26 protein-coding genes and 2 tRNA genes are annotated in these 26,600 nt (G+C 65.9%); 2 read left to right on the top strand and 26 right to left on the bottom strand.

The window, feature by feature from the left end; translation table 11 throughout:
• Positions 1–2: 2 nt before the first annotated feature.
• The gene (locus tag E1742_RS25260) at positions 3–1,970 is read right to left on the bottom strand and encodes a TOL_0244 family TonB-dependent receptor (protein ID WP_134387773.1); all 1,968 of its coding nucleotides are present in this window, start codon (positions 1,968–1,970) and stop codon (positions 3–5) included.
• A 329-nt stretch (positions 1,971–2,299) separates the two neighbouring features.
• Between E1742_RS25260 and E1742_RS25255 the strand changes: the two genes are divergently transcribed.
• Positions 2,300–3,154 carry a prolyl hydroxylase family protein gene (locus tag E1742_RS25255; protein WP_134387772.1) on the top strand — a complete coding sequence of 285 codons (855 nt, stop codon included), beginning with the start codon at positions 2,300–2,302 and terminating at the stop codon, positions 3,152–3,154.
• A 27-nt stretch (positions 3,155–3,181) separates the two neighbouring features.
• Here E1742_RS25255 and E1742_RS25250 read toward each other — a convergent pair whose 3' ends face one another.
• The 22 genes from E1742_RS25250 to E1742_RS25145 all read right to left on the bottom strand — a co-directional run bounded on the left by E1742_RS25250 (position 3,182) and on the right by E1742_RS25145 (position 21,078).
• Complete coding sequence (locus tag E1742_RS25250; protein WP_134387771.1) at positions 3,182–3,364, bottom strand: hypothetical protein; 183 nt, start codon at positions 3,362–3,364, stop codon at positions 3,182–3,184.
• Positions 3,365–3,549: 185 nt separating this feature from the next.
• Positions 3,550–5,160 carry a 4Fe-4S binding protein gene (locus tag E1742_RS25245; RefSeq protein WP_134387770.1) on the bottom strand — a complete coding sequence of 537 codons (1,611 nt, stop codon included), beginning with the start codon at positions 5,158–5,160 and terminating at the stop codon, positions 3,550–3,552.
• The gene (locus E1742_RS25240; protein WP_134387769.1) at positions 5,157–5,678 is read right to left on the bottom strand and encodes a DUF3306 domain-containing protein; all 522 of its coding nucleotides are present in this window, start codon (positions 5,676–5,678) and stop codon (positions 5,157–5,159) included. Before E1742_RS25240 ends, E1742_RS25245 begins: the two co-directional genes overlap by 4 nt.
• Positions 5,679–5,688: 10 nt before the next feature.
• On the bottom strand, positions 5,689–6,129 hold the full coding sequence (locus tag E1742_RS25235; protein WP_166793554.1) for a DUF3305 domain-containing protein: 441 nt from the start codon (positions 6,127–6,129) through the stop codon (positions 5,689–5,691).
• Positions 6,126–6,578: a hypothetical protein gene (locus E1742_RS25230; RefSeq protein WP_229466346.1), complete on the bottom strand. Its 453-nt coding sequence runs from the start codon at positions 6,576–6,578 to the stop codon at positions 6,126–6,128. Before E1742_RS25230 ends, E1742_RS25235 begins: the two co-directional genes overlap by 4 nt.
• Positions 6,575–7,015 (bottom strand): hypothetical protein, encoded by a 441-nt coding sequence (locus E1742_RS25225; RefSeq protein ID WP_189568771.1) that lies wholly within the window; start codon positions 7,013–7,015, stop codon positions 6,575–6,577. Before E1742_RS25225 ends, E1742_RS25230 begins: the two co-directional genes overlap by 4 nt.
• Entirely contained in the window at positions 7,015–8,133 is a 1,119-nt protein-coding gene (locus E1742_RS25220) for a formate dehydrogenase subunit gamma (protein ID WP_134387768.1), read from the bottom strand. Before E1742_RS25220 ends, E1742_RS25225 begins: the two co-directional genes overlap by 1 nt.
• Before the next feature lie 19 nt (positions 8,134–8,152).
• Entirely contained in the window at positions 8,153–8,368 is a 216-nt protein-coding gene (locus E1742_RS25215) for a YceK/YidQ family lipoprotein (RefSeq protein WP_134387767.1), read from the bottom strand.
• Positions 8,365–9,045 carry a formate dehydrogenase FDH3 subunit beta gene (fdh3B, locus tag E1742_RS25210; protein ID WP_206076710.1) on the bottom strand — a complete coding sequence of 227 codons (681 nt, stop codon included), beginning with the start codon at positions 9,043–9,045 and terminating at the stop codon, positions 8,365–8,367. The genes E1742_RS25215 and fdh3B overlap by 4 nt, the downstream gene beginning before the upstream one ends.
• Positions 9,046–9,062: 17 nt before the next feature.
• Positions 9,063–11,885 carry a formate dehydrogenase subunit alpha gene (locus tag E1742_RS25205; RefSeq protein ID WP_134387766.1) on the bottom strand — a complete coding sequence of 941 codons (2,823 nt, stop codon included), beginning with the start codon at positions 11,883–11,885 and terminating at the stop codon, positions 9,063–9,065.
• Positions 11,886–11,951: 66 nt separating this feature from the next.
• Positions 11,952–12,194, bottom strand: a complete 243-nt coding sequence (locus tag E1742_RS25200; RefSeq protein ID WP_229466345.1) for a formate dehydrogenase — start codon at positions 12,192–12,194, stop codon at positions 11,952–11,954.
• Positions 12,195–12,202: 8 nt separating this feature from the next.
• On the bottom strand, positions 12,203–12,883 hold the full coding sequence (locus E1742_RS25195; protein ID WP_229466344.1) for a TorD/DmsD family molecular chaperone: 681 nt from the start codon (positions 12,881–12,883) through the stop codon (positions 12,203–12,205).
• Positions 12,884–13,022: 139 nt separating this feature from the next.
• Positions 13,023–13,151 (bottom strand): DUF2474 domain-containing protein, encoded by a 129-nt coding sequence (locus E1742_RS25190; RefSeq protein ID WP_134387765.1) that lies wholly within the window; start codon positions 13,149–13,151, stop codon positions 13,023–13,025.
• Positions 13,151–14,158, bottom strand: coding sequence for a cytochrome d ubiquinol oxidase subunit II (cydB, locus tag E1742_RS25185; RefSeq protein ID WP_134388351.1), 1,008 nt, complete (start codon positions 14,156–14,158; stop codon positions 13,151–13,153). The genes E1742_RS25190 and cydB overlap by 1 nt, the downstream gene beginning before the upstream one ends.
• Positions 14,159–14,160: 2 nt before the next feature.
• The gene (locus tag E1742_RS25180) at positions 14,161–15,564 is read right to left on the bottom strand and encodes a cytochrome ubiquinol oxidase subunit I (protein ID WP_134387764.1); all 1,404 of its coding nucleotides are present in this window, start codon (positions 15,562–15,564) and stop codon (positions 14,161–14,163) included.
• A 362-nt stretch (positions 15,565–15,926) separates the two neighbouring features.
• The gene (locus E1742_RS25175; protein ID WP_134387763.1) at positions 15,927–16,892 is read right to left on the bottom strand and encodes an ABC transporter substrate-binding protein; all 966 of its coding nucleotides are present in this window, start codon (positions 16,890–16,892) and stop codon (positions 15,927–15,929) included.
• Between the two features lie 613 nt (positions 16,893–17,505).
• Positions 17,506–17,595, bottom strand: a tRNA-Ser gene (locus E1742_RS25170).
• A 513-nt stretch (positions 17,596–18,108) separates the two neighbouring features.
• A tRNA-Ser gene (locus E1742_RS25165) sits at positions 18,109–18,198 on the bottom strand.
• Positions 18,199–18,265: 67 nt separating this feature from the next.
• Positions 18,266–19,555: a serine--tRNA ligase gene (gene serS / locus E1742_RS25160; RefSeq protein ID WP_134387762.1), complete on the bottom strand. Its 1,290-nt coding sequence runs from the start codon at positions 19,553–19,555 to the stop codon at positions 18,266–18,268.
• Between the two features lie 60 nt (positions 19,556–19,615).
• Entirely contained in the window at positions 19,616–19,816 is a 201-nt protein-coding gene (locus E1742_RS25155; protein WP_134387761.1) for a hypothetical protein, read from the bottom strand.
• Between the two features lie 166 nt (positions 19,817–19,982).
• Complete coding sequence (locus tag E1742_RS25150; protein WP_134387760.1) at positions 19,983–20,279, bottom strand: YciI-like protein; 297 nt, start codon at positions 20,277–20,279, stop codon at positions 19,983–19,985.
• Complete coding sequence (locus E1742_RS25145; RefSeq protein ID WP_229466342.1) at positions 20,257–21,078, bottom strand: alpha/beta fold hydrolase; 822 nt, start codon at positions 21,076–21,078, stop codon at positions 20,257–20,259. The genes E1742_RS25150 and E1742_RS25145 overlap by 23 nt, the downstream gene beginning before the upstream one ends.
• A gap of 144 nt (positions 21,079–21,222) precedes the next feature.
• Here E1742_RS25145 and E1742_RS25140 point away from each other — a divergent pair, with 144 nt between their 5' ends.
• Positions 21,223–22,119, top strand: coding sequence for a DUF6216 family protein (locus E1742_RS25140; RefSeq protein ID WP_134387759.1), 897 nt, complete (start codon positions 21,223–21,225; stop codon positions 22,117–22,119).
• Positions 22,120–22,129: 10 nt separating this feature from the next.
• Here the strand turns inward: E1742_RS25140 and E1742_RS25135 are convergent, their stop codons facing one another.
• From E1742_RS25135 to E1742_RS25125, 3 genes are read right to left on the bottom strand one after another with little or no spacing between them, the layout of a single operon-like run.
• Complete coding sequence (locus E1742_RS25135; protein WP_134387758.1) at positions 22,130–23,437, bottom strand: replication-associated recombination protein A; 1,308 nt, start codon at positions 23,435–23,437, stop codon at positions 22,130–22,132.
• 18 nt (positions 23,438–23,455) lie between these two features.
• A complete protein-coding gene (gene lolA / locus E1742_RS25130; RefSeq protein ID WP_134387757.1) occupies positions 23,456–24,079 on the bottom strand; it encodes an outer membrane lipoprotein chaperone LolA in 624 nt (207 codons plus the stop codon).
• 10 nt (positions 24,080–24,089) lie between these two features.
• Positions 24,090–26,570, bottom strand: a complete 2,481-nt coding sequence (locus E1742_RS25125; protein ID WP_134387756.1) for a DNA translocase FtsK — start codon at positions 26,568–26,570, stop codon at positions 24,090–24,092.
• Between the last annotated feature and the right edge of the window lie 30 nt (positions 26,571–26,600).

Raw genomic sequence — 26,600 nt, 5'->3', positions numbered from 1 at the left:
GATCAGAATCGCACCGTCAGCTTGAGGACGACGCTGCGCTGGACCACGCTGCGGTTCGGCGCCGCGCCGAACTCGGCGTGGTAACGGTGCAGCAGGTTCTGGCCGATCAACGCCACGTCGAGATTGCGGCGCGCCTTCCACAGCCATTGGGTGTCCAGCTCGTAGTACGACGGCACCGCCGGCCGTGCCAGCGCGCCCGTGTAGCGCAAGGTCCAGTCCAGCTGCATGTCGCGCGGCAGGTCGTGCGACGACCGCAGCTGCCACTGGTGATTCGGGTCGCTGGTGGCCACGCCCAGCGCGCCGCCGCTGTCGCCGCTGCCCTCGTTCAGGTGCGTGCGCAGCCGCTGCAGGACCAGGCCGCCGTTGAGGCGCCAAGTCGGCATGGGCTGCCAGCGTGCCCACATCTCGATACCGCGGTTGGTGCCCGCGGCCCCATTGGCCACTTCCAGCAGGCCGCTGTAGGCCGGACCGTTGACGTTCGGCTCCTGCGTGCGCAGCCGGCCGTAGTCGGCATAGAACAGCGTGGCCGAATACGACCAGTCGGCCGACGGCTGGATGCGGTAGCCCAGCTCCGCCACCCGTGCCGTCTCGGACTGGAAGTCCGGACCGCCACCGATACCGTAGCGCGGCACGTTGGCGACGATGACGGGCACGGCGGGCGTGTGATAGTCCCGGTCGATCCGCGACGGCGCGCGCACGGTGCGCGACAGGCTGCTCCACAGCAGGTGCCCGGGCGCCGGCTGCCACGCCAGCCGCACGTTGGGCAGGTACTCCGCCCCCGTGTAGTTGTTGTGCTCCACCTTGGCGCCCACCGTCAGGCGCAGGTCGTCGTGCAGCGCCCACTCGTCCTGGGCAAACAGGTTGGCCCAGTGCAGCGAGCGGTCCGCCGGCACGAAGCCGTAGACGAGGCTGGGCGTCATCCGGTCGTTCGCATAGCGGTAGCCGCCACCCCAGGTGACGTTGTGGCGCCCGCCGACGCGCATGCTGTGCTGCGCGTCCAGGTCCACCACGTCGAGCCGCTCGATGAACGCCAATGGCTGGTTGCGCTCGACGTGATCGAGCACCAGCTGCACGCGCAGGTCCGAGTCGTCCGACAGCTTGCGCGTCACGCGCGCGATCAGGTTGGCGCCCGACAGCGTGGCGTCCGCGCGGCCCGGCTGCGCCAGGTCCGTCGCATAGTAGTCGCCGGAGACCGTCAGGCCGCCGAGTGGCCGGTCCCAGTCGGCCCGAAAGCCCGCCTGGCGGCGGCGCAGGCCGTTGCCGTCGGCCATGCCGCCGGCCCGTTCGCTGTCGTCCACGTCCACCACGCGGCCGTAAGCGCGATAGTGCCCACCGCTCTGCAACGTGCCGCCGTAGCGCACCGTGGCATCGCGGTCCTGGCTGCCGGCGGCCAATGTCGCCAGTCCGCCCTGTGTATCCTTGGCCGAGCGCGTGATGATATTGATGACGCCATTGACGGCGTTGCCGCCCCAGATGGTGGCGCCGGGGCCACTGATGACTTCGATCCGGTCGATGTCCTCCATGACGACGTCGGGCGTGTCCCAGAACACGCCCGAGAACAGCGGCGAATAGACGCTGCGGCCGTCGATCAGCACCAGCAGCTTGTTGGAAAACGTTCCGTTGAAGCCGCGCGCCGTGATGGCATAGTCGCGCGCATTCTGGCGCGCCACCTGCAGGTTGGGCGCCAGACGCAGTGCTTCGGGCAGCGAGCGCGCCCCACTGCGGCGGATGTCGGTGGCACCGATGATGAAGATCGAGGCGGAGGCATTGGCCAGCCGCTCCTCCTGGCGCGAGACGGACGTGATGACGACGTTATTGAGCTGCTCCAGCGACATATCGGCGATGTCGTAGCTCTGGCCGTCCGCCTGCGGGTACGGCGCGGCCGGCTCGCCGGCGAACGCGCCGGACATGGCAAGACCCGCTGCGATGGCAGCCGCACGGGCCAGCGGACGTAGTCTCGTGATGTGCATAGCGGTCAGCGAACGCCTCCGGCCGTCCTTTTGCGGATTGTCTCGGGGAATTATAGCCACTTCCGCGCCCCTTCCCTACATAGTAGAGCTGACAGCCTTGCAAAAACGACAGTCAGCCGCATTTTCGCCACACTCGCCCTCATTCGAAAGCCGCTCCATGTTTCCCAGGCCGCCACGTCCCGAACCGCCGCGCCGGGCCTTACCACCCAGGTCGTGCGCCGGCAGGTCACGGTGCGGCAGGTCCCAAAGGTACCGATCGTTCCCGCCGCGCCCGCTCCGCAGGACAGCCCGCCTGCAGCGACCGCAAAGCACAGGTATACTGCGCGGCCATGGAAAAATACAAGCACATGCCGGACGAATGGGACCGGTGGCTCGACGCCAGCGTCGACAGGGACTGCCGGCCGGCCGACATCCTGGCGGCGATGGTCGCGGCCAATTACGACCCGGCGTATGCCGAGCAGGTCATCGGCGAACGCATTGCCCGCCGCCGCACCGGCCTGCCGGCCGCCGAACGGGCACCTTACCGCTACGGCACGCCGCGCATCCGTCACCAGGGCAACCTGATCCGTACGGGCGACCGCGACGTACGCGTCGTGATGCGCCTGGACCAGCCGGTCGTGGCGGTGCTGGACAACGTGCTGTCCGATGACGAGTGCGACGCCGTCGTTGCGCTGGCCCGCGACCGCCTTGCTCCGTCCGCCACGCTCAGCCCCGCCACGGGCGAGAACCAGGTGCGCGACACCCGCACCAGCCGCGGCGCGTTCCTGCCCGAGGGCGACAACGCGCTGCTGCGACGACTGAACCGGCGCATCGCGCAGATCACCAACACTCCGGTCGAACATGGCGAAGCGCTGCACGTGCTGCACTACGGCGTGGGCGCCGAGTACAAGCCGCATCCGGACTACTTCGATCCGAACAGTCCCGGTTTCGCGGCCACGCTGCGGCGCGGCGGCCAGCGCATCGCCACCTTGATCGTCTACCTGAACGACGTCGAGGATGCGGGCGACACCGTGTTCCCGAAACTTGGCCTGTCCGTCGTGCCGAAGAAAGGCGCGGCGGTCTATTTCGAATACATGAACGAAGAAGGCCAGCTGGACGAAGCCACGCTGCACGGCGGCGCGCCGGTGGGCGCAGGCGAAAAATGGGTGTTGACGAAATGGGTGCGGCAGGACGTGTTCCGCTGACGCGGACGGCGCGAACCGCCGAGGCGCTCAGTCGCGCTCGCGTCCCATCTGGTCGATGATGCGTTTGCCCTGTTCCACCCCGCCGTCCCGCTCACCCAGCGGCACGTAATAATGGAACAAGGGCTCGCCGTCCTTGTAGACGGAACCAAGACAGATTTCGTAGCCCTTGTATTCCACCGCCCTGCTCTGCATCAGTTCTGCTCCCCACACGATTGCCTCCCATTGGTTGTCTTTGCCTTGCCGGGGCGGGCCCCGGACGGTCTGATAGTCGCGCCCTACAGTTCCGAGTATGCCGCGCGCCACAACGGTGAACTGTGCGCGGCTTCACTGAGCGACACCGGATTCGCGATATGACCCTGGCAACAACGGGACAGCAGCGGCGGGGCGCCGCCGCATCACATCCGGCGCAACGGGATGACCTTCATTTCCTCCTGTGGCGCCATCATGTCGATCACGCGGCAGTCGCCGCACATCTTCATGCGGTCGAGGTTGCCCGCGAAGGCGCCGTGCCGGCCCAGCTTCGCCAGCATGGTCTCGATCATCTGCAGGGTGCCGAACGGCTTGTCGCAGCGGATGCAGTGGAACGGTTGCGAACCGTGCAGCACGAACGGCTGGTTGCGGGTCGGCTTGAACGACATGCGCGGCACCAGCCGGATGGCGTCTTCCGGGCAGGTGGTGGCGCACAGGCCGCACTGCACGCAGTTCTTCTCGACGAAGCGCAGCTGCGGCAGCGTGTCGCCGCCCAGCAGGGCCGATGCGGGGCAGGCGCCCACGCAGGACATGCACAGCGTGCACGCGGCGGTATTGAGGGCGATCGCGCCGAACGGCGCGCCCGCCGGCAATGATACCGTTTGCGGCTGCATCGGGGCATGCCGGTGCAGGTGGTCCAGCGCGTACTCCAGCGTGTCGCGTTTCGTCGCGGCCACGTCGAACGTGGCCGCCGGCGCAGGGACCTGCCCGCCGGGCCAGTCCATCGCACCGTCGCCGCGCACGAGTGCGAAGTGCGGCCCCGCATAACCCAGGCCGTCCATGACCTCCTGCGCGATGGCCATCTGCTGCTCCAGCGCGGCCGCGTACTGCGGCGCCTCCGCACCCGTCAGTCGCACCGCCACGCCGGCGGCGCCGTAGGCCAGCGCAGCGAGCCACAGGTCGATGCCTGTGGCTGCCACGTGATGCAGCGCCACGGGAATCGTTCCGGGCTGCACGTCCGCCGGCCGGTCGTCCGCATGGAACAGGACGACGGCATCGACGCCCCCTTCGGCGCGGTAGGCCTGCAGCGCCGTTTTCAGGCGGCGCCCCATCTGCGTGGCGGTTGGGTAGGCGTATGTCAGCGCGCCGGTCGGGCAGACGGTGGTGCACGCGCCGCAGCCCGCGCACAGGTAGGGATTGACGGCGATGTTGTCGCCAGCGCCCGCGATGGCACCTGCCGAGCAGATGTCGACGCAGGCGTTGCAGCCCACCAGCGTGTTGCGGCTGTGGGCGCACAGCCGTTCGCGGTAACTGAAATACCTGGGCTTCTCGAAGTCGCCCACCATCTCCAGCAACGCATCGGCGGCCGCCTGGCGGGCTGTCCGATCGGGTCCCGGCGCGTAATAACCATTTGGCGGCTGGTGGGTGGCGATCAGCGGCACGTCGCCCAGGTCCAGCACGAGGTCGAAGCTGGCCTGCTGCGCCGCGGCGCCAGTCTCCTGCCAGCGTACGGCAAACGCGCCCAGCCAGCCCACCAGCGCGACCGCGTTGGCGTGAAAGACCGGATAGGTGCGCGGCTCGGTCGGGGGGACTTCGCCGCGCAGCAGCACGGTGACGCGCAGCCCGCGCGCCAGGTAGTCTGCCAGCGGCAGCGCCTCGGCGGCCGGGCCGATGACCAGCGTGTTGCCGCCGGAGCGGTAGGTAACGGCATCCTGCGCTTCGGTAGGCGGCAAGGCGTCGAGGGCAGCCATGGCGGCAAGCGTGGCCGCCAGCGGTCGCGGGGCGGCCACTGCGGCGGGGTCGAACGGTACGTTCATACGGTGGTTTCGTCTGTGTGAGGTGTAATGGCGGGCGTCCCGGCCGGCTCGGCGGGATCGGTATGGGTGGGCGACGCCGGATCGGCCTGGGAAGGTTCGGCCGGGTCGGACGCGGGCGGTTCGGCCGGATCGCGCACCGCTCGGGCATCCTCATCCTCGCTTGCGGGACCGAATACGCTGCGCGCATGCTGCAGCGCGGCCATCATGGCAGCCGGGATGGGGTCGGCCTTGGTAAAGTCGCCCATATAGATATCGAGCCCATCGATTGCGTTGAAATGCGGATCGGCAAACATTTTTTTCAGCGCCAGGCGGCGCACCGCGCTGTCGACGTCGGGTGCGACGAAGCGGCTGAAGTCCGCATCCGCCCCCAGCTGCGCCACGTCCGCCAAGGTCGGCAGGGGCGCCGCTTCGCCCACGGCGACCGGCGCGGAAGCAGGTGCGGCCGGACGCGCCGGAACGGCCTCGGGCTCGCCCGTCGCCTTCAGCCGCGACCAGCGGCGCAGGAATCCTTCCGGCATCGCGCTCCCTTCAGCCGTGCTGCCGTCCGCGGCGCGGCTTCGGCTGGTAATGGGCCTGCAGATAGGCCTGCAGCCACGCCTGCACTTCGGGCGGCATCGCGACGCCGTCGGCGTTCTCGCCCGAGTCGAACATGCGCGTGCCCTCGACGTAGCTGACGGACGCGCGCACCGGCATCGCGCGCCCGTCCTGCATGCGCCACAGCACGAACACCTTCGACTCCGGCGCCATGAAATTCTCGAAGTAGCCGTCGTTCTCGTCCGGGTACAGTTCCAGCTCCAGGCCGGAGACCAGGTAATGGTCGCGATCAAGGCTTTCGCTCAGCGTCTGTACAGGCGCCAGGTCGCCGCCATCGCGCACGATGCCGACTGCGGCCCAGGATTCGTCCGCCCACCTGTGCGTGGGAGTGCGCCGCTGCATGATGACGGCGATCGGCATGCTTCCGAGTTTCATTGTTTCCCGTGCCTGGACTTGTTGACGGTGGGGTCCGCTCCGCGCGGCATGGCCTGCGTGGGCCGGGCCTTGGTGTCCGCGCTGGGCGCCGCCGTGCCCAGCTTCTCGCTGCGCACGGGCCCCGTAGCCGGCTGCTTCGATGGTGCCATGCCCGTTGCCACGGCCGGCGCACTGAGCGCCGCGGACGGCGCGGCGACGGCCACTGGCGGGTGCGTGGTCCAGCCTTCCCTGGCGGCGCGTGCCCGATAGCGGGCCGCGATGCCGTCCATCGACTGGATCAGCTTTTCCTTGTCCTGCTGCGCCTGTGCATCGGCCTGCGCCTTCTTCTGCGCGGCGGCGGCGGCCTGCTGCGGGCTCGGCGGCGGCAATGTGGCGTGCGCCAGGCCCGCCGCCAGCAGCAGGGAGAGCGCGAGAAGCGGTGCGCGTGAAGGTGTGCGTGCGGGCATCATGGCTTCCTCGTCGGTTCGGCCGCGCCGGCGCCCGGATCGCGGTGCACGGCGGCGCCACCTGCCGCGGCGTCACTTGCGGCCGGGGCGGCAGCCTTGCCCATGTCGCCGGGCGGCAGCGTGGTGCCGGGACGACCGGCGCTGTCCGGTTGCGTGGTGCCCTGTGACGGTCCCTGGCCGGACTCCTGCACGGTGCCGGCCGTGGCGGCGCCGGACGTCGTGCCGCCGGAACCGCCGGCGATCCCCGGGGTGCCGCCGGCATAGGTGGCATCGGTAACGGGGCGGCTGGTGTGCGCGATGACAGCGCCGCTGGTGCCGCCTCCGGCCGTGACCTGGCCGGGGAACTTTGTCTGGATCACGCCTCCCGAGGCGGCCTGGTGGCCGCTATCGCAGCCGGCCAGCGTCAGCGCCCCCAGGGTGAATAACGTCAGTGCTTTCATCAGTGTCCTCGTGGTGCGTTGCCCGGACCGGAGACGGGGCCAGAGGCGGGACGACGATGTCCTCCAGGCGCGGGCGCTGCGGCGCCCTGCCCGGTCGCCTGGACTTCCTCGTACCACAGCGAATGGTGGGCGCGGGCCCATTCCTCGTCCACGTGCCCCTCGCGCATGGCCCGGTACGCGCCCGGCGTGCCCAGCGTACCAAGGTAGATGTGGCCCATGGCCGCGGCCATATAGAACGTGGCGCCGGCCAGGTGCAGGTAGTTCGCGATCTGCATCACGTAGCGGGTCTGCCCCACGGCGAAATCGAGTATCAGCCCGCTGATGGACATGACAAGCCCCAGCAACGTGACGCCCAGCCAGAACCAGGCTTTCTCGCCCGCGTTGAAGAAACCGGCCGGCACGTGCTTGTGCGTGATCACGCCGCCGCCCTGCTTGACCCATTCCCAGTCCGTCCGGCGCACGAAATTTCGGCGCAGGAAGGTGACGAACATCACGACGGAGCAGACAACGAACAGGGGACCGGCGAAGTTGTGCAGGTATTTCGATACATAGGCGACGGCGGCGAAGATGTCGTGCCCCAGCAGCGGCAGCAGCACCACCTTGCCGAACAGGATAATCAGCCCCGTCACCGCCAGCAGCAGGAAGGCGATGGCCGTGGCCCAGTGCACCCACCGGTCCCACCGGCTGAAGCGCTGGATGCGGCGGCCCGACTCGGGCGCGTCCAGCCGGGCCGGCCCGACCGCGCTGTACAGCAGGAAGATGGCCAGCAGCGCCAGCACCAGGATCATGCCGGACACGGTGGCGATGGGCCCGTTGCGCCACTCGCGCCACGTATTGCCGCCACGCTGGACGATGACGTTGCCCTCGGTCGCACCGTACTGCCCCAGATAATGGCGGTCGATATGCACGCGGCCCGACGCGGGCGCCATCAGCCCGGGTTCGGGCGTGCGCGAATCGGCTTCGATCTGCAGCATCGTCTGCTCTTCCGCATAGGCCGGCACGGCGTCCTTGTTCGGTACCCCGGCGTGCGCCGGCGCGGCCAGCAAGGCGGCCAGCAGCAGGCCGGCAACCGCAAGGAAGGAGATGCTTCGCCGCAGCGCTGATGTGATGTGGTCCATGACGGTTCCTCTGCTGCGCTTACGGGTTGGCGCGGTTGTACTCGTTCTGTTTCGCGTTGCGGTTCATGATGGTCGCCATCCAGGCCAGGCGGTCATTGTGAAAGCGCGTCTGGAAATGGCGGTTGTCCGTCTTGCCGGCATATTCGCCCTTCTTCCAGGCGGGATGCTGGTTCACTTCCAGGCAGCCGGACAGCGCCAGCGGCAGCAGGACCGCCGTCAGGATGCGGCGCGTCATGGGATCCTCCACGGGTCGTTCTGGGCATCGCTGACCTGCTGGTTCTCGCGCGGCAGGTCGCCCCGCGCCTTGATGTCGCCGCCACGCTTTGGCCGGCCGTAGGCGATCTTCCAGCCCCACAGCTCCGGGCCATAGCCCCGCGTCTCCACACGTTGGCGGTAGATATTGGCGACCGTGTCGGCATCGCCGCCCAGCAGGGCCTTGGTGCCGCACATTTCCGCGCAGGCCGGCAGCTTGCCTTCGGCGATGCGGTTGCGGCCGTACTTCCTGAACTCCGCTTCGGAGGTATCCACCTCGGGCCCGCCTGCGCAGAATGTGCACTTGTCCATCTTGCCGCGATGGTTGAACAGTCCCGTTTCCGGGAACTGCGGGGCGCCGAACGGGCATGCGTAATAACAGTAGCCGCAGCCGATGCACTGGTCCTTGCTGTGCAGGACGATGCCGTCTTCCGTGTGGTAGATGCAGTTGACGGGGCAGACCGCGAGGCACGGCGCGTCCGTGCAGTGCATGCAGGCGACGGAAACGGAACGCTCGCCGGGCACGCCGTCGTTGATCGTCACGACCCGGCGGCGGTTGATCCCCCACGGCAGTTCGTGCTCGTTCTTGCAGGCCGTGACGCAGCCGTTGCAGTCGATGCAGCGCTCCGTGTCGCAGATGAATTTCATTCGTGCTGCCATGATTTCTCCAAGTATTCCTATGCGCGCGCCAGACGGCACAGCGAGACCTTCGTTTCCTGCATCATCGTCACGGCGTCGTAGCCGTACGTCCAGCCCGTGTTGACGGACTCGCCGCGCACTTCCGGCGCCCCGCCTTCCGGGTAGTGCTTTTCCAGGTCCTCGCCCATCCACCAGCCGCCGAAGTGGAACGGCATCCAGACGATGCCCGGCGGGACGCGCGGCGTCACCATCGCCATCATCTTCAGGCGCGCGCCCGTCGGCGTTTCGATCCAGATGTATTCGCCTACCCTGGCGCCGATCTGCGCCGCGTCCTGCGGATTGACTTCGCAGAACATGTTCTGCTGCAGTTCGGCCAGCCATGGGTTGGAGCGGGTTTCCTCGCCGCCGCCTTCGTACTCGACGAGGCGGCCGGACGTCATGATCAGCGGGTAGTCCTTCGAGAAGTCGACCGCCTGGACGGACTTGAACAACGTGGGCAGGCGCCAGAAGTTGGCCTTGTCGTCGTAGGTCGGGTACTTCGCCACCAGGTCGCGCCGCGACGACAGCAGCGGCTCGCGGTGCACCGGCACGGGGTCGGGGAAGTTCCACACGTGGGCGCGGGCGCGGGCATTGCCATATGGTGCGCAGCCATGCTTGATCGCCACGCGGATGATGCCGCCGGAATTGTCCGTCTTCCAGTTCTTGCCTTCGGCCAGGGCCTGCTCCTGCGGGGTCAGTTCGGACCACCAGCCCAGCTTCTTCAGGAACACGTGGTCGAATTCCGGGTAGCCCGTATCGAGCTCGCTGCCCTTGTTGAAGGAGCCGTCCGCCGCCAGCAGCGACTTGCCGTCGTGTTCCACGCCCCAGTTGGCGCGGAACGGCAAGCCGCCTTCGGCTACGGTCTTGGACAGGTCGTACAGGATCGGCGTGCCCGGGTGCTTCATTTCCGGCGTGCCCCAGCATGGCCACGGCAGCCCGTAGTAGTCGCCCTTGCACGGACCGTAATCGGCGCGCAAGGTGGTGGGGTTGAACGTGTGCTTGTTCTCCATATGGAGCTTCAGGCGCTCGGGCGAGCAGCCGGTGTAGCCGATGGTCCAGCACGAACGGTTGATCTCGCGCAGGATGTCCTCCACCACGGGCTCGTTGTGCACCACCTTGATGTTCTTGCACAGCTCATTGGCAAAGCCCAGCTTCCTGGCGAACAGGTACATGATCTCGTGGTCGGTCTTGCACTCGAACAGCGGCTGGATCACGCGTTCGCGCCACTGGATGCTGCGGTTCGATGCCGTCACCGAGCCCTGCGTCTCGAACTGCGACGCTGCCGGCAGCAGGTAGACGCCGTCCTGGCGTCCGTGCATCGCCGCCGTCAGGCTTGGATACGGATCGATCACGACCAGCATGTCCAGCTTCTGCATGGCCGCCTTCATGTCCGGCAGGCGGGTCTGGCTGTTGGGCGCGTGCCCCCAGTAGAACACCGCCTTCAGGGTGCTGGGCTGGTCCATGTACTGGACTTCCTCGTTGACGGCGTCGTACCAGCGCGACACGGTAATCCCAGGCTTCTCCATCAGCTCCTTGGAGCCGTAGCGGCTCTTGATCCACTCGTAGTCGACACCCCAGGCGTTGGCGAAGTGCTTCCACGCCCCTTCGGCCAGGCCGTAGTAGCCCGGCAGCGAATCGGCGTTCGGGCCGACGTCGGTGGCGCCCTGCACGTTGTCGTGGCCTCGGTAGATGTTGGCGCCGCCGCCCGGCACGCCGATATTGCCCAGCACGAGCTGCAGGATCGACAGCGCCCGCACATTGGCCGTGCCCACGTGGTGCTGCGTGATGCCCATGCACCAGACCACCGACGACGGGCGGTTCAGCGCCAGCATCTCGGCCGCCGTGCGCACCGCCGCCTCCGGCACCCCCGTCACGTCCGACACCTTCTCGGGCGTCCACTTGGCCACTTCCTTGCGCACCTCTTCCATGCCGTAGGTGCGGTCCTCGATGAATTTCTTGTCCTCCCAGCCGTTGGCGAAGATGTGCCAGACGATGCCCCACACCAGCGCGATATCCGTGCCGGGCCGCACGCGCACATAGTGGTGGGCGAAGCGCGCCGTGCGCGTGAAGCGCGGGTCGATGACGATCATCTTCGCGCCCAGCTCCTTGGCGTGCAGGAAGTGCAGCATCGAGATCGGGTGCGCCTCGGCGGGATTGGAGCCGATGAACAGCACGGCCTTGCTGTAGTGAAGGTCGTTGAAGGAGTTCGTCATCGCGCCGTAGCCGAACGTCTGCGCGACGCCTGCGACGGTGGTCGAATGGCAGATGCGGGCCTGGTGGTCGACGTTGTTGGAGCCCCAGAACGACACCCACTTGCGCAGCAGGTAGGCCTGTTCGTTGTTGTGCTTCGAGCTGCCGATCACCATCAGCGCGTCCGGCCCCGACTTCTGGCGCAGCGTGAGCAGCTTGTCGCCGATCTCGTTGATGGCCTGGTCCCACGAGATGCGCGTGTACTTGCCGTTCACCAGCTTCATCGGATAGCGCAGGCGGTGTTCGCCGAAGCCGTGCTCGCGCACGGATGCGCCCTTGGCACAGTGCGCCCCCATGTTCAGCGGCGAATCGAAGGCCGGTTCCTGCCGCACCCAGACCCCGTTGCTGACGACCGCCTCGACGGAGCAGCCGACCGAGCAGTGGCTGCAGACCGTGTGCTTGATCTCCGTTTTGACGGGTGCATCGGGCACGGCGTCCGCGGCGGCGGCCGGCTGCATGACGTTCAGCGGCAGGTGGCGCGCCAGCGCGCCGGCACCGGCCGTGATGCCGGCACCGATCAGGAAGCGGCGGCGACGGCGTCCGTCGTCGCGAGTGATTTTTTGCAGGGACATGTTCGTGGTGACCTTTTGATCCTTGGCTTGCCGGAGCGGCTGGCTGGCGGTGGTGCGGTTGCGTGTTTACCAGTAGGCGGCGGTCTGGTAATACCGGCGGATATGTTCCGTCTCGTGATAGCCCTTCGACGTGGTTGGCGCGGCGGGCACGGGAGCGGCTGCCGCCACCTCGGCGGCCGGTGCCCCGCCGGCAACCAGGGCCAGCGCGCCCAGCGGGGCCGCCTTCAGGAAGGCGCGGCGGGTGCGCAGGTGTTCGTCGCGCGGTTGGTCGTCGCGCAGCTGGTCGTCGTTACAGGGAATGTCGCTCATGATGGTCCTTATGGCAGCGCGGCCTCGTCGAACGGGGTGTCGACGGCGAACGCCTGCGCTTCGATGGTCAGGAATGCCGCGACGAACGCCGCCACGACGCGATAGAAGCCGGCGCCCGGCGCCTGTTCCATATCGGCCAGGCACTTGCCGTGCCACGGCCCGATATGCGCTTCAAAGAACTGCTGCTGGCGCGCCAGAGGCGTGCGGCGCATGACCAGCACGCGCATCGTCTCGCACAGTGCGCCCAGGTGATCCTCGAACTCGGCCACCCCGGCCACGCGCGCCAGCCCCAGGGCGGCCAGGTCGGTGCGCAGCTGCGCCAGCGGCGTATCGTTCATGAAACCGGACAGGTACAGCGAACCGTAGGGATTGAGCGGCGGCGTACCCAGGCTGATGAACAGCGCGTTGAACTCGTCGGCGACGGCGTCGGCATCCGTGATGCCGGCCGCCAGCACGAGCTTTTCCCAGGCATCCTCCAGGGGACGCTCTTCCTGGCTGCCCAGGATCGGATCGGCCGCGGCCAGGTCGGCCAGCAGGGCCGCGTCGGGCGGCGCCAGCAACAGGCGCGCGGCCAACGCGTACAGGTCGGCCCTGGCCTGGTCTTCGGAAGCCAGCGGCAGCGGGACATTGCGCCCGGTGTCGGGCGCCGTGGGCGCGGGTTGAATCGTAGGTACTGACTGGCCCTGCACTGGCAGTTCTCCGCTGGTTAACAAAATCACAGCGAAAGTTTATGCCTTGGCAGCACTCCCATGTCGCACGGTTGACGTCGCCGCCGGCAGCGCGGGGCCGGATACGCTCGAAACTGCACCGTCAGGCGCTGCTCCGCGGCTAGCGCAGCCCCGCCGCCTGCATCGCCAGCCGCAATGCCAGCGCAACAACGCCCAGCGCGGCCACGCCGACCGCCCACAGCACGACCAGCCAGCCCAGCCGGCGCAGCCACAGGCGTCCGCCACCCATCAGTGATACCCCTGCCCCGCGCGCACCTTGCCGCGGAAGACGTAGTACGACCAGCCCGTGTACAGCAGGATGAACGGCAGGATCAGCAAGGTGCCGACCAGCGTGAATTTCTGGCTCGACGGCGGCGCCGCCGCTTCCCAGATCGTGATGTAGGGGGGCACGATATGCGGCCAGATGCTGATCGCCATGCCGGCATAGGCAAGGAAAATCACCGCCAGCGCCATCAGGAACGGCAGCCGGTGCGGGTCACGCCTCAGTGAGCGCAACAGGAAGAACACCGCAGCCAGCACGAGCAGCGGCACCGGCGACAGGAAGGCGAGATTGGGGAAGCTGAACCAGCGCTCGGCGACCTGTGCATGACGCAGCGGCGTCCAGACGCTGACAGCGGCGATGGCCGCCAGCATCAGCCACGCGAACGGTCGCGCCACGGCGATCATGCGTTGCTGCAGCGGCCCTTCCGTCTTCATGATCAGCCAGGTACAGCCCAGCAGCGTATAGGCGATCATGACGCCGACGCCGGCCGCCAGCGGGAACGGCGCCAGCCAGTCGACGACGGTGCCGGCATAGCTGCGGCCGGAGACGCGGATGCCGCTCAGGAAGGCGCCCAGCGATACGCCCTGGAAGAACGCCGCGACCAGCGAGCCGCCGATGAACGCCTTGTCCCAGATATGGCGCTCGCCCTCGTGTGCCCTGAAGCGGAACTCGAACGCGACGCCGCGAAACAGCAGCCCGAGCAGCATGAAAATCAGCGGCAGATAGAGGCCGGACAGGATGATCGAGTAGGCCACGGGGAACGCCGCCAGCAGGCCCGCGCCGCCCAGCACCAGCCACGTCTCGTTGCCGTCCCAGACCGGCGCCACCGTGTTCATCATGGTGTCGCGGTCCTCGCGCGCGGGCACGAACGGATACAGCATGCCGATACCGAGATCGAAGCCGTCCATGACGACGTACATGAAGACGCCGAAGAAAACGATCCCGGCCCAGATCACGGAAACGTCGACGTCCATGCTCATTGCCCTTCCTCCGCGGCGGACAGCGGCCGCGCCGGCGTGCGCGCCGCGCCCGGCCCGCCCGACGGCGACGCCTGCAGGTCGAACGCCTGCGGCCCCTTGCGCACCAGGCGCAGCACGTAGGCGATGCCTAGGCCGAACACGAACAGGTAGCTGACGACGAACAGCGCAAGAGTTAGCGCCAGCGAGCCGGCACTGTGAGGCGAAACCGCGTCCGCCGTGCGCAGCAGGCCGTAGACAACCCACGGCTGGCGGCCTACCTCGGTGGTGACCCAGCCAGCCAGGATGGCCAGCAGCCCGCTTGGGCCCATGACGACGGCAAAGCGCAGGAACAGCCGCTGGCGGTACAGCGCCGCCCCGCGCCGCAGCCACAGGCTCCACAGCCCGAGGGCGATCATCGCCAGCCCGAGCCCGACCATGATGCGGAAACTCCAGAACACGATCAGCGCATTGGGCCGCTCGTCCGCCGGGAACTCCTTCAGGCCGGGAATCTGCCCGGTCCAGCTGTGCGTCAGGATCACGCTGCCCAGGTGCGGGATGCCGACGGCGTAGCGGGTGCGCTCCGCCGCCATGTCCGGTATGCCGAACAGCAGCAGCGGCAGCGCCGCGTCGCCCTCGTTCTGCCAGTGCCCTTCCATCGCCGCCACCTTGGCCGGCTGGTGCTTCGCCGTGTTCAGCCCGTGCAAGTCGCCGATGACGGCCTGGATGGGCGCGACCAGCAACGCCATCCACATTGCCATCGACAGCATCTTGCGCACCGCCGGATTGTCGTGCCCCTTGAGCAGGTGCCATGCGCCGGCGGCACCGACAAACAGTGCCGTCGCCAGGTAGGCAGCCGTGCCCATATGGGCCAGCCGGTACGGAAACGACGGATTGAAGATGACGGCCAGCCAGTCCACCGGCACCGCCCGGCCGTTGACGATCGCGTGGCCCTGAGGCGTCTGCATCCAGCTGTTCGACGCCAGGATCCACGTTGCCGAAATCAGCGTGCCGACGGCCACCATGCAGGTGGCGAGAAAATGCAGGCCCGGTCCCACGCGCGTCCAGCCGAACAGCATGACGCCCAGAAAGCCCGCTTCGAGGAAGAATGCCGTCAGCACTTCATAGGCCAGCAGCGGCCCCGTGATGCCGCCGGCGAACTCGGAAAAGAAGCTCCAGTTGGTGCCGAACTGGTAGGCCATGACGATGCCCGACACGACGCCCATGCCGAAGGTGACGGCAAAGATGCGCAGCCAGAAGTGATACAGGTCGACATACACGGCCTGGCCCGTGCGTAGCCAGCACGCTTCCAGCACGGCCAGGTAGCTGGACATGCCGATCGTCAGTGCCGGGAAAACGATGTGGAACGCCATCGTGAATGCGAACTGGATGCGTGCCAGGTCTAGAGCGGAAATGTCCGGCATCGGTGCCCTCGTCGTTGCGAACGAGGCCGAATGTAGCATGGCTTGCATGCGCGCACGATAGCGCGACACGGCCACCTGCCCGACTTGAGCCTGAACGCCTGCCGGTCGGGTCCGTGCGGCGGCGCGGACGGCGTGCCGCTCGACACCACGCCCTGGCGGCTGGTCCCAGGCGTACGCGCCTTCGCCTGCGCTGCCACAGCGACGCCGGCTGCGCCGACCTAGATGTCAGTATCAGGATCCGGCGCAACGGCGCCGGCGCCGCCAAAGTCGAACACGTGATGCTGCGCTACGACGGGCGCGAATACCGGATCGGCGGCGCGGCACCGTGGTGGTTCGTGACGATGCCGCTGGGTGGCTGACGCCTAATATTTACGGTTCGGCAGTTCCTTTGCCGCCACCTCCGCCGGGAAGACGCCCTCCTGCGTGACGATGCGCCGCGGCACCGGCCGGCCCGCCGCCACGTCGGCCGCCACCTTCATCAGCTGGGGTCCCAGCAGCGGGCTGCATTCGACGGTGACGTTGAGCTTCCCGGCGATCATCGCCTCGAACGCGCCCTTGACGCCGTCGATCGAGACGATGACGATGTCCTTGCCCGGTTTCAGGCCCGCCTCCTCGATGGCCTGTATGGCGCCGATGGCCATGTCGTCGTTGTGTGCGTACAGCACATTGATCTTCTTGCCTTCCGCCTTCAGGAAGGCTTCCATCACCTCCTTGCCCTTGCTGCGCGTGAATTCCGCGGTCTGCGAGCGGATGATCTTCAGCTTCTTGTTCGCCGCGATGACTTCCTCGAACCCCTTCTTGCGGTCGATCGCAGGCCCCGAGCCGACCGTGCCTTGCAGCTCGACGATATTGACGGCGCTGTCGGGCGAGTTCTTCTTTACATGCTCCAGCAGCCAGCGGCCCGCGCGCCGCCCTTCTTCGACGAAGTCGGAACCGATGAACGTCACGTACAGCGACTCGTCCGATACGTTGACGGTGCGGTCGGTCAGGATCACGGGAATCTTCGCCGCCTTCGCTTCGCGCAGCACGGTATCCCAGCCGGTTTCCACGACCGGCGAGAAGGCGATCACGTCCACCTTCTGCGCGATGAACGAGCGGATCGCCTTGATCTGGTTTTCCTGCCGCTGCTGGGCGTCGGCGAATTTCAGGTTGACGCGCGCTTTTTTCGCCGCGTCCTTGATCGACATGGTATTGGCGGTACGCCATTCGCTTTCGGCGCCGACCTGGGAGAAGCCGATGGTCAATGGCGCGGCCATGGCTGCCAGCGGGAGGCTGCCGAAGCCCGCCGCGATGGCGGCCAGCAGGAGGGATCTGCGGTTCAGGTTCATGCTTGTCTCCGTTTTTGTTGGTTTGGTTCGGACGTGCTTGGAGTTTTCGCCCGGACGGCATTATTGCCCGGACGGCGTTATTGCCGGCTTCCCCTTTTCCGGGTGCCACGGCAGGGTTATCGGCGAGATTAACTTTAGCTCACATCTCCGCCGGGATGCTTGGTTTTTTGGCGTTGCCGTTGTAAGGGGGGCGCGGGAGTGGATCAGGCGTGCAGGCAGCGTTGCGCCGCGTTCGGCGGTGGCTTGCGCTTTGCGATCGGTCCCTGGGGCTTGCGCCACGGGATGCCTCGTTTGTTCGGGCGGGACGGTTCTTGTTGGATGGAGTGGGGACGCTCGCCCCTGGCACAAGGCGCTGGCGCCAACCGATGGGCGATTCGGAGAGCCTCGCGCTGGCAAGCGCTCGTCTACGAATTCCACCCTCTTCCTTCTTAGCGGCGCGGGAAGTTTCTGAAATGATTTGAGACGCGCGCCTCGGCGCGCGACGCTGGCGCGGGGGGCCAGCAGATGGGCGATTCGGATAGCCTCGCGCTGGCAAGCGCTCGTCTTCGAATCCCCCTCTTCCGTCCAGACAAAAAAAATGGCATCCCGCAGGGGATGCCATTTTCTTTTGTTCTGGCGGAGAGGGTGGGATTCGAACCCACGGATGGGTTGCCCCATCGCTTGATTTCGAGTCAAGTACATTCGACCACTCTGCCACCTCTCCTGGTGTTACAGGGCGCACTCGATAAGCGCCTTTCTTTCGTTGACAATGTTGCTTTCAACTCAAGAGGCACTATTCTATAGCACCATATTGATGGCGTCAAATCTCGGCTGTGGGATTCTGGTGCTCTTTCACTCTTACTGTGGAGTCTTGGCGTTGAATGGCCGGTGCACAAAATCATGCCGAGGTCTCGCACCGTTTGCCGGATCGTCGGAATCGTTGGCGAAGCGATCTGCTTAGCAGCGCCTCCCGGCGCTGCTAAGCAGATCGCAGGTTGGCGCGTTCGCGCAGCGCGCGCTTCGCGCTGCATTAGCGAGAGCCTTGCGCTGCGCGCTCGTCTCTCGTTCTGAAGTGGGTTGAGAAGCGCGCCCTCGGCGCGCTGAGCCGCTGCGAAGCGGCGGCAGATGGGCGATTCGGAGAGCCCCCGCGCTGGTAAGCGCGTGGTCTTCGAATCCACCCTCTTCCGTCCAGACAAAAAAAATGGCATCCCGCAGGGGATGCCATTTTCTTTTGTTCTGGCGGAGAGGGTGGGATTCGAACCCACGGATGGGTTGCCCCATCGCTTGATTTCGAGTCAAGTACATTCGACCACTCTGCCACCTCTCCTTTCTCACATTGCTGCGAGAAGGCAAGATTATAGCAGCCCTTCAGCAAATGTGAAGGGCTTTTTTCGTCACGCCTTCAACTGCGTCAGCCCGCCCATGTACGGCTGCAGCACGGCCGGGATCTCGACGCTGCCGTCGGCCTGCTGGTAGTTCTCCAGCACGGCAACCAGCGTGCGGCCTACTGCCAGGCCGGAGCCGTTCAGCGTGTGCACCAGTTCCGGCTTGCCCTGCGCGTTGCGGAAGCGCGCCTGCATGCGGCGGGCCTGGAAGGCTTCGCAGTTCGACAGCGACGAGATCTCGCGGTAGGTGTTCTGCGCCGGCAGCCAGACTTCCAGGTCGTATGTCTTGGCGGCGCCGAAGCCCATGTCTCCCGTGCACAGCGACATCACGCGGTACGGCAGGCCCAGTTGCTGCAGGATGGTTTCGGCGTGGCCGACCATCTCTTCCAGCGCTTCGTACGATTTTTCCGGATGAACGACCTGGACCAGCTCGACCTTGTCGAACTGGTGCTGGCGGATCATGCCGCGTGTGTCGCGGCCGTAGCTGCCCGCTTCGGAGCGGAAGCATGGCGTGTGCGCCGTCATCTTCAGCGGCAGCGCATCGAGTGCGACGATCTCGTCGCGCACGGTATTCGTCAGCGTCACTTCCGACGTCGGAATCAGGTAGAACGTCTCGCCCTCGCCTTCGGCGCCGCCCTTCTTCACCGAGAACAGGTCGGCTTCGAACTTCGGCAGCTGGCCCGTCCCCAGCAGCGAGTCGGCGTTGACCATGTACGGCGTGTAGCACTCCGTGTAGCCGTGCTTGTCCGTGTGCGTGTCCAGCATGAACTGCGCCAGGGCGCGGTGCAGGCGGGCGATGCCGCCTTTCATCACGGAGAAGCGCGAGCCTGTCAGCTTCGTGGCCGTGTCGAAGTCCAGGCCCAGCGCCGCGCCCACGTCGACGTGATCCCGCACCTCGAACTCGAACGCGCGCGGCGTGCCCACCTTGCGCACTTCGACGTTGCCCGATTCGTCCGTCCCGGCAGGCACGGAGTCGTGCGGCAGGTTCGGCACCGCCTGCATGAAGGCGCTCATCTTTTCCTGCACGGCGGCCAGCGCCGCTTCGTTCGACTTCAGCTCGTCGCCCAGGCCCGCCACCTCCGCCATGACGGCCGACGTGTCTTCCCCTTTACCCTTGAGCATGCCGATCTGCTTGGACAGCGAATTACGCTTGCCCTGCAGTTCCTCGGTGCGCGTCTGGATCGCCTTGCGTTCCGCTTCCAGCGCATTGAAGGCCGCCACGTCCAGCTGGAACTTGCGCGTCGCCAGCCGGGCGGCGACGGTGTCGATGTCTTTACGGAGAAGTTGGATGTCTATCATGGGAATTGCCGCGAATGTCGAAACCGCAATTGTACCAAGACGACGCCCACCCGCCCCGCCTCAGATCAGCGCGGCTTTTTCGGCGGCGGTCAGGCGCTTGGCCGCAATCGTCACGACCGGCATCGGCGCTTCGCTCTGCGTGACCACGGTGCGGTCGGCGGACACCGCCAGCGGCTGCGGCTCGGTCGTGACGAACGTCACGGAGAGCGCGACGGCGGCGGCGACAACGAAGATGGCTTCCATGTGTTTGAGTGCGTTCATGATGTTCTCCCTGAGGTGTTGGTGACAACGTGTGCTGCGATGGTTGTACTGTACCTAGAGGCGTTCTGCGTCTCCATCGGGTTCCGACGGAGCGCGCAAAACGGGGGATGAACTGCGAAAAAGCGGCGCCGGAGCCGGCGCCCGGGGGATGTTTACTGTGCCGTTCTTACCGGATCGGATTGCTGGCCAGCTCGCCGACAACGGTGTGCCATTTGCGCACGGCCCAGTGCTTGACGAGGCCATTGAGGACGTAAGGATCGGCTTTTGCAAACGCTTCGGCAGCGGCCGGGGTCTCGATGGTAAAGACGAGGATAGCGCTGTCGACCGGCTCACCGACGGCGCCGGCCAGCAGCAATTCGCCACGCTCGACGGCCGCCCAGGCCAGCTTCAGGTGTTCCGCGCGGAACTGCTCGCGGCGCTCCAGGTAATCATCGGAATAGTCATAGCACAGCAGATGATGCATTCGGCGCCTCATTCGATGGTTGGGAAGCGAGCCAGCGCAGCACGATGGCGTTGAATTCGTCGGGACGGCGCAGCATCGGCCAATGGTCCGCATCCATGCCGATGGCCTGGCTGCCGGGACGCGCGTTCAGCATCGCCTCCCACTGGGGCGAGTGGAACATGAACGGCTTGCGCTTGCCATAGATGAACAGCATGGGGCACGTGGGACGGAACGTTTTCGCGGCCTTGTATTTGCCCGTCCACATGGAGAAGTACGGATAATTCTTCGCCACGGTGATCGAGTCCACGGGAGTGGGCACGCCCATCAGCCGCGCCAGCCAGCGCGACATGTTCTCGCCCACGCCCCCGCCGACGCGCCACGCGCCGGCCAGCCAGAGCTGATACGACACGATGCCCAGCAGCGCCGGCACCGTCGTGGCCTTGCGGAAGTCGCGTGAGCTGGCGTCGCCGATATCGACACCGACCACCCGGGAGACCAGTTCCGGATGCCGCGTTGCGAACTGGTAGCCGAACAGGCAGCCCCAGTCGTGCACCATCAGGATCACGGGCTTGCCCGGGCTGACTTCGCGCACGACCGCTTCGCACAGCGCGATCAGCGCATCCAGCGGATGCTCCTGCTTTGGCGCGCCGGGCTCGAAGCCGGGCCACGTGAAGCGCACGCAGCGGTAGTTGGCCTTGAACGCCGCTACCTGCGGCTCCCACAGCGCGCGGGTGTCGGGCCAGCCGTGCAGCATCAGGATGGTTTCCTCGCCTGTGCCTTCTATTAGGACTTCTGTGCCTTGGATGGTTTTGACCTGCACGCGTCCTCCGCTTTGTTTGATTTATGTCAAAACGACTATAGCATGCAGCCGGATCGGAAACTATAGACGCGACAACGCGTCTAATTTTGGTAACAATGGCGGATGCACACTGACCAGGAAAATTGATTAGCGGAGGAACTTGATATGCTGACCTTTGAACCGATAGCGTACGCATTGGAGCTGAAGGAATGGGGAGTAGTATTCGTGCTGCTTCTCGCCGTTGCAGTGGCAATGCTGATCTGGTCACGGACCGGTTCAACCCATATGCTCATGTCCAGACTGTGGCGCATCACCTTTGGTAAAGCCGATTGCCCCGAAGCGTCTATTCGCAAGATCCTCGACGCAGAAACCGCAGTCTGTCAATTCCAAGTTCACACCAATATTAGGGCGCGAACGGTTGCGCATGTTGAGAAAATCTCTAAATGGGGATTACTCTACGATGTCCCTCTTCAATGGATCGGGGCGGCAAAAGAATATTTCGATCTTGATTTACCTGGTCTGAACTCGCGAAAAAATATCCCCGATCCATGGGTGGTAAAACTGTCAAAGCTAGCGCTATGGCTTGCCGCACCAGTGGCTGTGGGTTGCACTGCTCTGACCGTATACGATAAGGGAATTTTCGTTTTTAAGAGCACGGGGCGGTGGTTCACGTTGGATGATAGGCGCGCTAGCCCAGTGGCAGTAGGTGAAGGCTTCGCTCTGTCACACTGCACGGAAGACCGCAAAAAATTGGCACGTATATCGGGGTTCAGCGATGCAGAGATTGCGGGCTTATGTAATGCCGATGGTTTTGAACGCCAGTCAGCCGTCAATGCAGCGCTCTTTGTGCAGCGTGGCTATTTCGGCCTGTTACTCCCGTTCGCTGCTTACATTTCCTTCGACCTCTGGCGATTCCGGCGCAGGGCAACTGCGGCAATCGCAATACGCAAAAGGCTCGCCGATCATGCAATGGAAGAGGCGCGCGTGTGTATTGATACCTCTGCGGACAGACCAAGAACTGTCGAGGCTGCTACGCGGGACGCCACGACAGAGGCGCCCTAATCGCACCAACCTAATCCTCCCCGGCAGCCCGATCGAGCTCCCTAAGCCACGCCAACTTATCGGCAATCTTGGCCTCCATGCCCCGCGGCACCGGCTGGTACCACCGCGGCTCGGCCATATCGTCGGGCAGATAGCGCTCGCCAGCCGCATACGCATTCGGCTCGTCATGCGCATAGCGGTACTCGTGCCCATACCCCAGCTCCTTCATCAGCTTGGTGGGAGCGTTGCGCAGGTGGACAGGAACTTCGCGCGACTTGTCCTTCTTGACGTGCGCCATGGCGGCGTTGAAGGCGTTGTAGCCGGCATTGCTCTTCGGGGCGATGGCCAGGTAGATAACGGCTTGCCCCAGCGCCAGCTCGCCCTCGGGCGAGCCGAGGCGCTCGTAGGTTTCCGCGGCATCGTTGACCATCGTCAGCGCGCGGGGGTCGGCCAGGCCGATGTCTTCCCACGCCATGCGGATGATGCGGCGGGCAAGATAACGCGGGTCGGCGCCGCCGTCGATCATGCGGCAGAACCAGTACAGCGCGGCGTCCGGGTGGGAGCCGCGCACGGACTTGTGCAGCGCCGATATCTGGTCGTAGAAGTTGTCGCCGCCCTTGTCGAAGCGGCGCGCGTTCAAGGTCATCGCGTTCTCGACGAACCTGGCGTCGATCTTCGTCACGCCGGACGATCGCGCGGCCGTATCGGCCTGCTCCAGCAGGTTCAGGAAGCGGCGCGCATCGCCGTCGGCGAAGCCGACCAGCGTGTCGATGGCGACTTCATCGAAGGACAGATGCGGCAATGTCGTCTTCTGCGCCTTGGCTAGCAGCTGGCGCATCTCGGCGTCCGTCAGGGACTTCAGCACGTAGACCTGCGCGCGCGACAGCAGCGCGGAATTGACTTCGAAGCTGGGGTTTTCCGTCGTCGCGCCGATGAACGTGACGAGGCCCGATTCGACAAACGGCAGCAGCGCATCCTGCTGCGCCTTGTTGAAGCGGTGGATCTCATCGACAAACAGGATCGTATGGCGGCCGTACTGGTCGAGATTCTGCTGCGCCTGTTCCATCGCGGCGCGGATGTCCTTCACGCCCGCGAACACGGCGGACAGCGCGATGAACGCGGCGTCGAACGCGTTGGCGGTCAGCCGCGCCAGGGTCGTCTTGCCGACGCCGGGCGGGCCCCAAAGGATCATCGAATGCGGCGTGCCGGACTGGAAAGCGAGGCGCAGCGGCTTGCCTTCGGCCAGCAGGTGGCCCTGGCCGATCACCTCGTCCAGCGTTTTCGGGCGCAGCGCCTCGGCCAGTGGCTGGCGCGGCTCGGTGGAGAACAGATCGGCCATGGGCTTATCTACCAACCCTTACTGGTTGACGACGTCCGCGCCCTTCGGCATCGCAAACTTGAACGACGTCGCGGACAGGGCGGGATTCTTCTCGAACTTCCTGAACGACAGCAGCGACGTCTGGCCGAAGTTGTCGCGCAATTCCATCGCTTCCGGCTGGCCGTTCTTCAGGCCGATGGCGATCTGCTCGAAGCTCGTGTCCTTCGCCTTCGGTACGGCCTTCAGCCATTCCAGCCCGTCGCGCGTGCCCGCTTCGGACAGCGTGAAGTTCTTCTCCAGGTCGTTACTGCCGAACAGGATGGCGGCCGGCGACGAACCCAGTGCGTCGCCCAGCTTCTTCACGGTGACCTGGTTCAGGTCCTTGTCGTAGATGTAGAGCTGCTCGCCGTCCGCCTGCAGCAGCTGCTCGTAAGGCTTCTGGTACTGCCAGATGAATTTGCCGGGACGGGCGAACAGGAACGTGCCCGTCGACGGCGCCGACGTCTTTTTCGCGCCGTCGACGTTTTTCGTCAGCGTCTGCGTGAATTCGCCGCGCGCGGCCTTGGTCGAGCCGACGAATGTCTTGAACTGGTCCAGCGCGGCCGCATGGACGGTGGATGCGCACAGCAGGGCTGCGGCCAGGGTGAAACCAAAACGATGCATAATGTTTTCCTTATTCTGCGGAAGCGGCGGGGACGAGAATGTCCCGGTTGCCGTTCGATTGCATGGCGGAGACGACGCCGCTCTGTTCCATTTGTTCCAGCAGGCGCGCCGCGCGGTTGTAGCCGATGCGCAGGTGACGCTGCACCAGCGAGATCGAGGCGCGGCGGTTCTTCAGTACCACCTGCACGGCCTGGTCGTACATCGGGTCGGCCTCGCCGCCGCCCTCGCCCGCCGCGGCGCCTTCGCCACCGCTGCCATCCTCCAGCGTGCCGCCTTCGAGGATGCCGTCGATGTAGTTCGGTTCGCCCTGCAGCTTCAGGTGGGCGACGACGCGGTGCACTTCCTCGTCCGACACGAACGCGCCGTGCACGCGGATCGGCAGGCCGGTCCCGGGCGGCATGTACAGCATGTCGCCCATGCCCAGCAGCGTCTCGGCGCCCATCTGGTCCAGAATCGTGCGCGAGTCGATCTTCGACGACACCTGGAACGCGATACGCGTCGGGATGTTCGCCTTGATCAGGCCCGTGATCACGTCCACAGATGGGCGCTGCGTGGCCAGAATCAAGTGCAGGCCCGCCGCACGCGCCTTTTGCGCGATACGGGCGATCAGTTCCTCGACCTTCTTCCCGACCACCATCATCAGGTCGGCCAGTTCGTCGATGATGATGACGATCGTCGGCAGCTTCTCCAGCGGCTCCGGCGAATCGGGCGTGATGGAAAACGGGTTCGGGATGTGCTCCTCGCGCTTCTTCGCTTCGGCGATCTTGGCGTTGTAGCCGGCCAGGTTACGCACCCCCAGTTTCGACATCAGCTTGTAGCGCCGCTCCATCTCGTTGACGGCCCAGTTCAGCGCATGGCCGGCTTGGCGCATGTCCGTGACGACGGGCGCCAGCAGGTGCGGAATGCCTTCGTACACCGACATCTCCAGCATCTTCGGATCGATCAGGATCATCCGGACGTCGTGCGGGTCGGACTTGTACAGCAGCGACAGGATCGTCGCGTTGATGCCGACGGACTTACCGGAACCCGTGGTACCGGCCACCAGCAGGTGGGGCATCTTGGCCAGGTCGGCCACGACGGGCTTGCCGGCGATGTCCTTGCCCAGCGCGACGGTCAGCGACGAGGCGTTGTCCGCATACACCTTCGAGCCGACGATCTCGGACAGGCGCACGATCTGCCGCTTTGCGTTCGGCAGCTCCAGCGCCATGTAGTTCTTGCCCGGGATCGTCTCGACGACGCGGATCGACGTCAGCGACAGCGAGCGCGCCAGGTCGCGCGCCAGGTTGACGATCTGGCTGCCCTTGACGCCCGTCGCCGGCTCGATCTCGTAGCGCGTGACGACAGGCCCCGGGTACGCCGCGACGACTTTCGCTTCGACGCCGAAGTCCGACAGCTTCTTCTCGATCAGGCGGCTGGTGAATTCCAGCGTCTCGACGGCCACCGTCTCCTGCGCCGGCGGCGCCTCGTCCAGCAGCGCCAGCGGCGGCATGTCCGTGTTCTCGATGTCGCTGAACAGCGGCGCCTGCTTTTCTTTCTCGGCCCGTTCCGATTTCGGTATCGACACCATCTGCGGTTCGACGCGGATGATCGTTGGGACCGCTGGCGCTGCGGCGGCCGGCGCCGCAGCGGCCGGCGCGGCTGCCGGCTCCGCCTTGTCTTCGCCCTTGACTGCCTTGACTGCCCTGGCGGCCAGCTTCTGCAGCAGCTCGGGATGACGCTCGACCTGCTTCTCGCGCTCCTTGACGACGACCTCCTCGCGCTTGACAGTGGCGGCCATGCCCTGGCGCCGGTCCTCGCGGTCCTGGTAGCGCATGATCACCCATTCGATCGACAGCTCGATCGTTTCGCCGATGCGCTCGGCCACGGCCATCCACGAGACGTGGAAGAACAGCGAGAAGCCGATGGCGAACAGCAGCAGCAGCATCAGCGTGCCGCCGGTCGAGCCCAGCCCGACGTGGGCGGCGTTACCGATCAGCTGCCCCAGCACGCCGCCGGCCGCGCGCGGCAGCTCCACGTGCAGGGTGCGCAGGCGCAGGTACTCGAGGCCCATGCTGCCGATCAGCAGCAGGACAAAACCGATCAGGCGGATGAAGCCTTCGTGGCTGTGCTCCGGATCTTCCTCGGGCGGCTGCTCGAGCAGGAAGGTGCGCGTCAGGCGGCGGTAGCCGCGCCAGACGTATCGCACCAGATACAGGCACCACCACCAGGCGGAAAAACCGAAGATGAACAGCATCAGGTCGGACACCCACGCGCCGGCCCGGCCGCCCAGGTTCGACACCTTCGGCACGAGGCTCGCATGCGACCAGCCGGGATCGACCTTGTGGTAGCTGGCCATGATGAGGATGAAATACAGGCAGACCGCGGCCAGGGCGAACCAGCGCGCTTCGGACAGCAGCCGCACCAGCCGGTTCGGCAGCGGCTGACGTTCGATGGCCGTACGCCGGTAGCTGCCACTGCTGCTGTTACTGGTCGGTTGACTCGTTTTGCTCATGTTTGTTGCTTAGGGGCTCTGGGGTGCGGC

Origin of the sequence: Pseudoduganella plicata (assembly GCF_004421005.1) — a bacterium.
Classification (GTDB): domain Bacteria; phylum Pseudomonadota; class Gammaproteobacteria; order Burkholderiales; family Burkholderiaceae_D; genus Rugamonas; species Rugamonas plicata.
The sequence above is the reverse complement of the archived record's forward strand: the minus strand, read 5'-3'. Positions and strand labels throughout refer to the sequence as shown.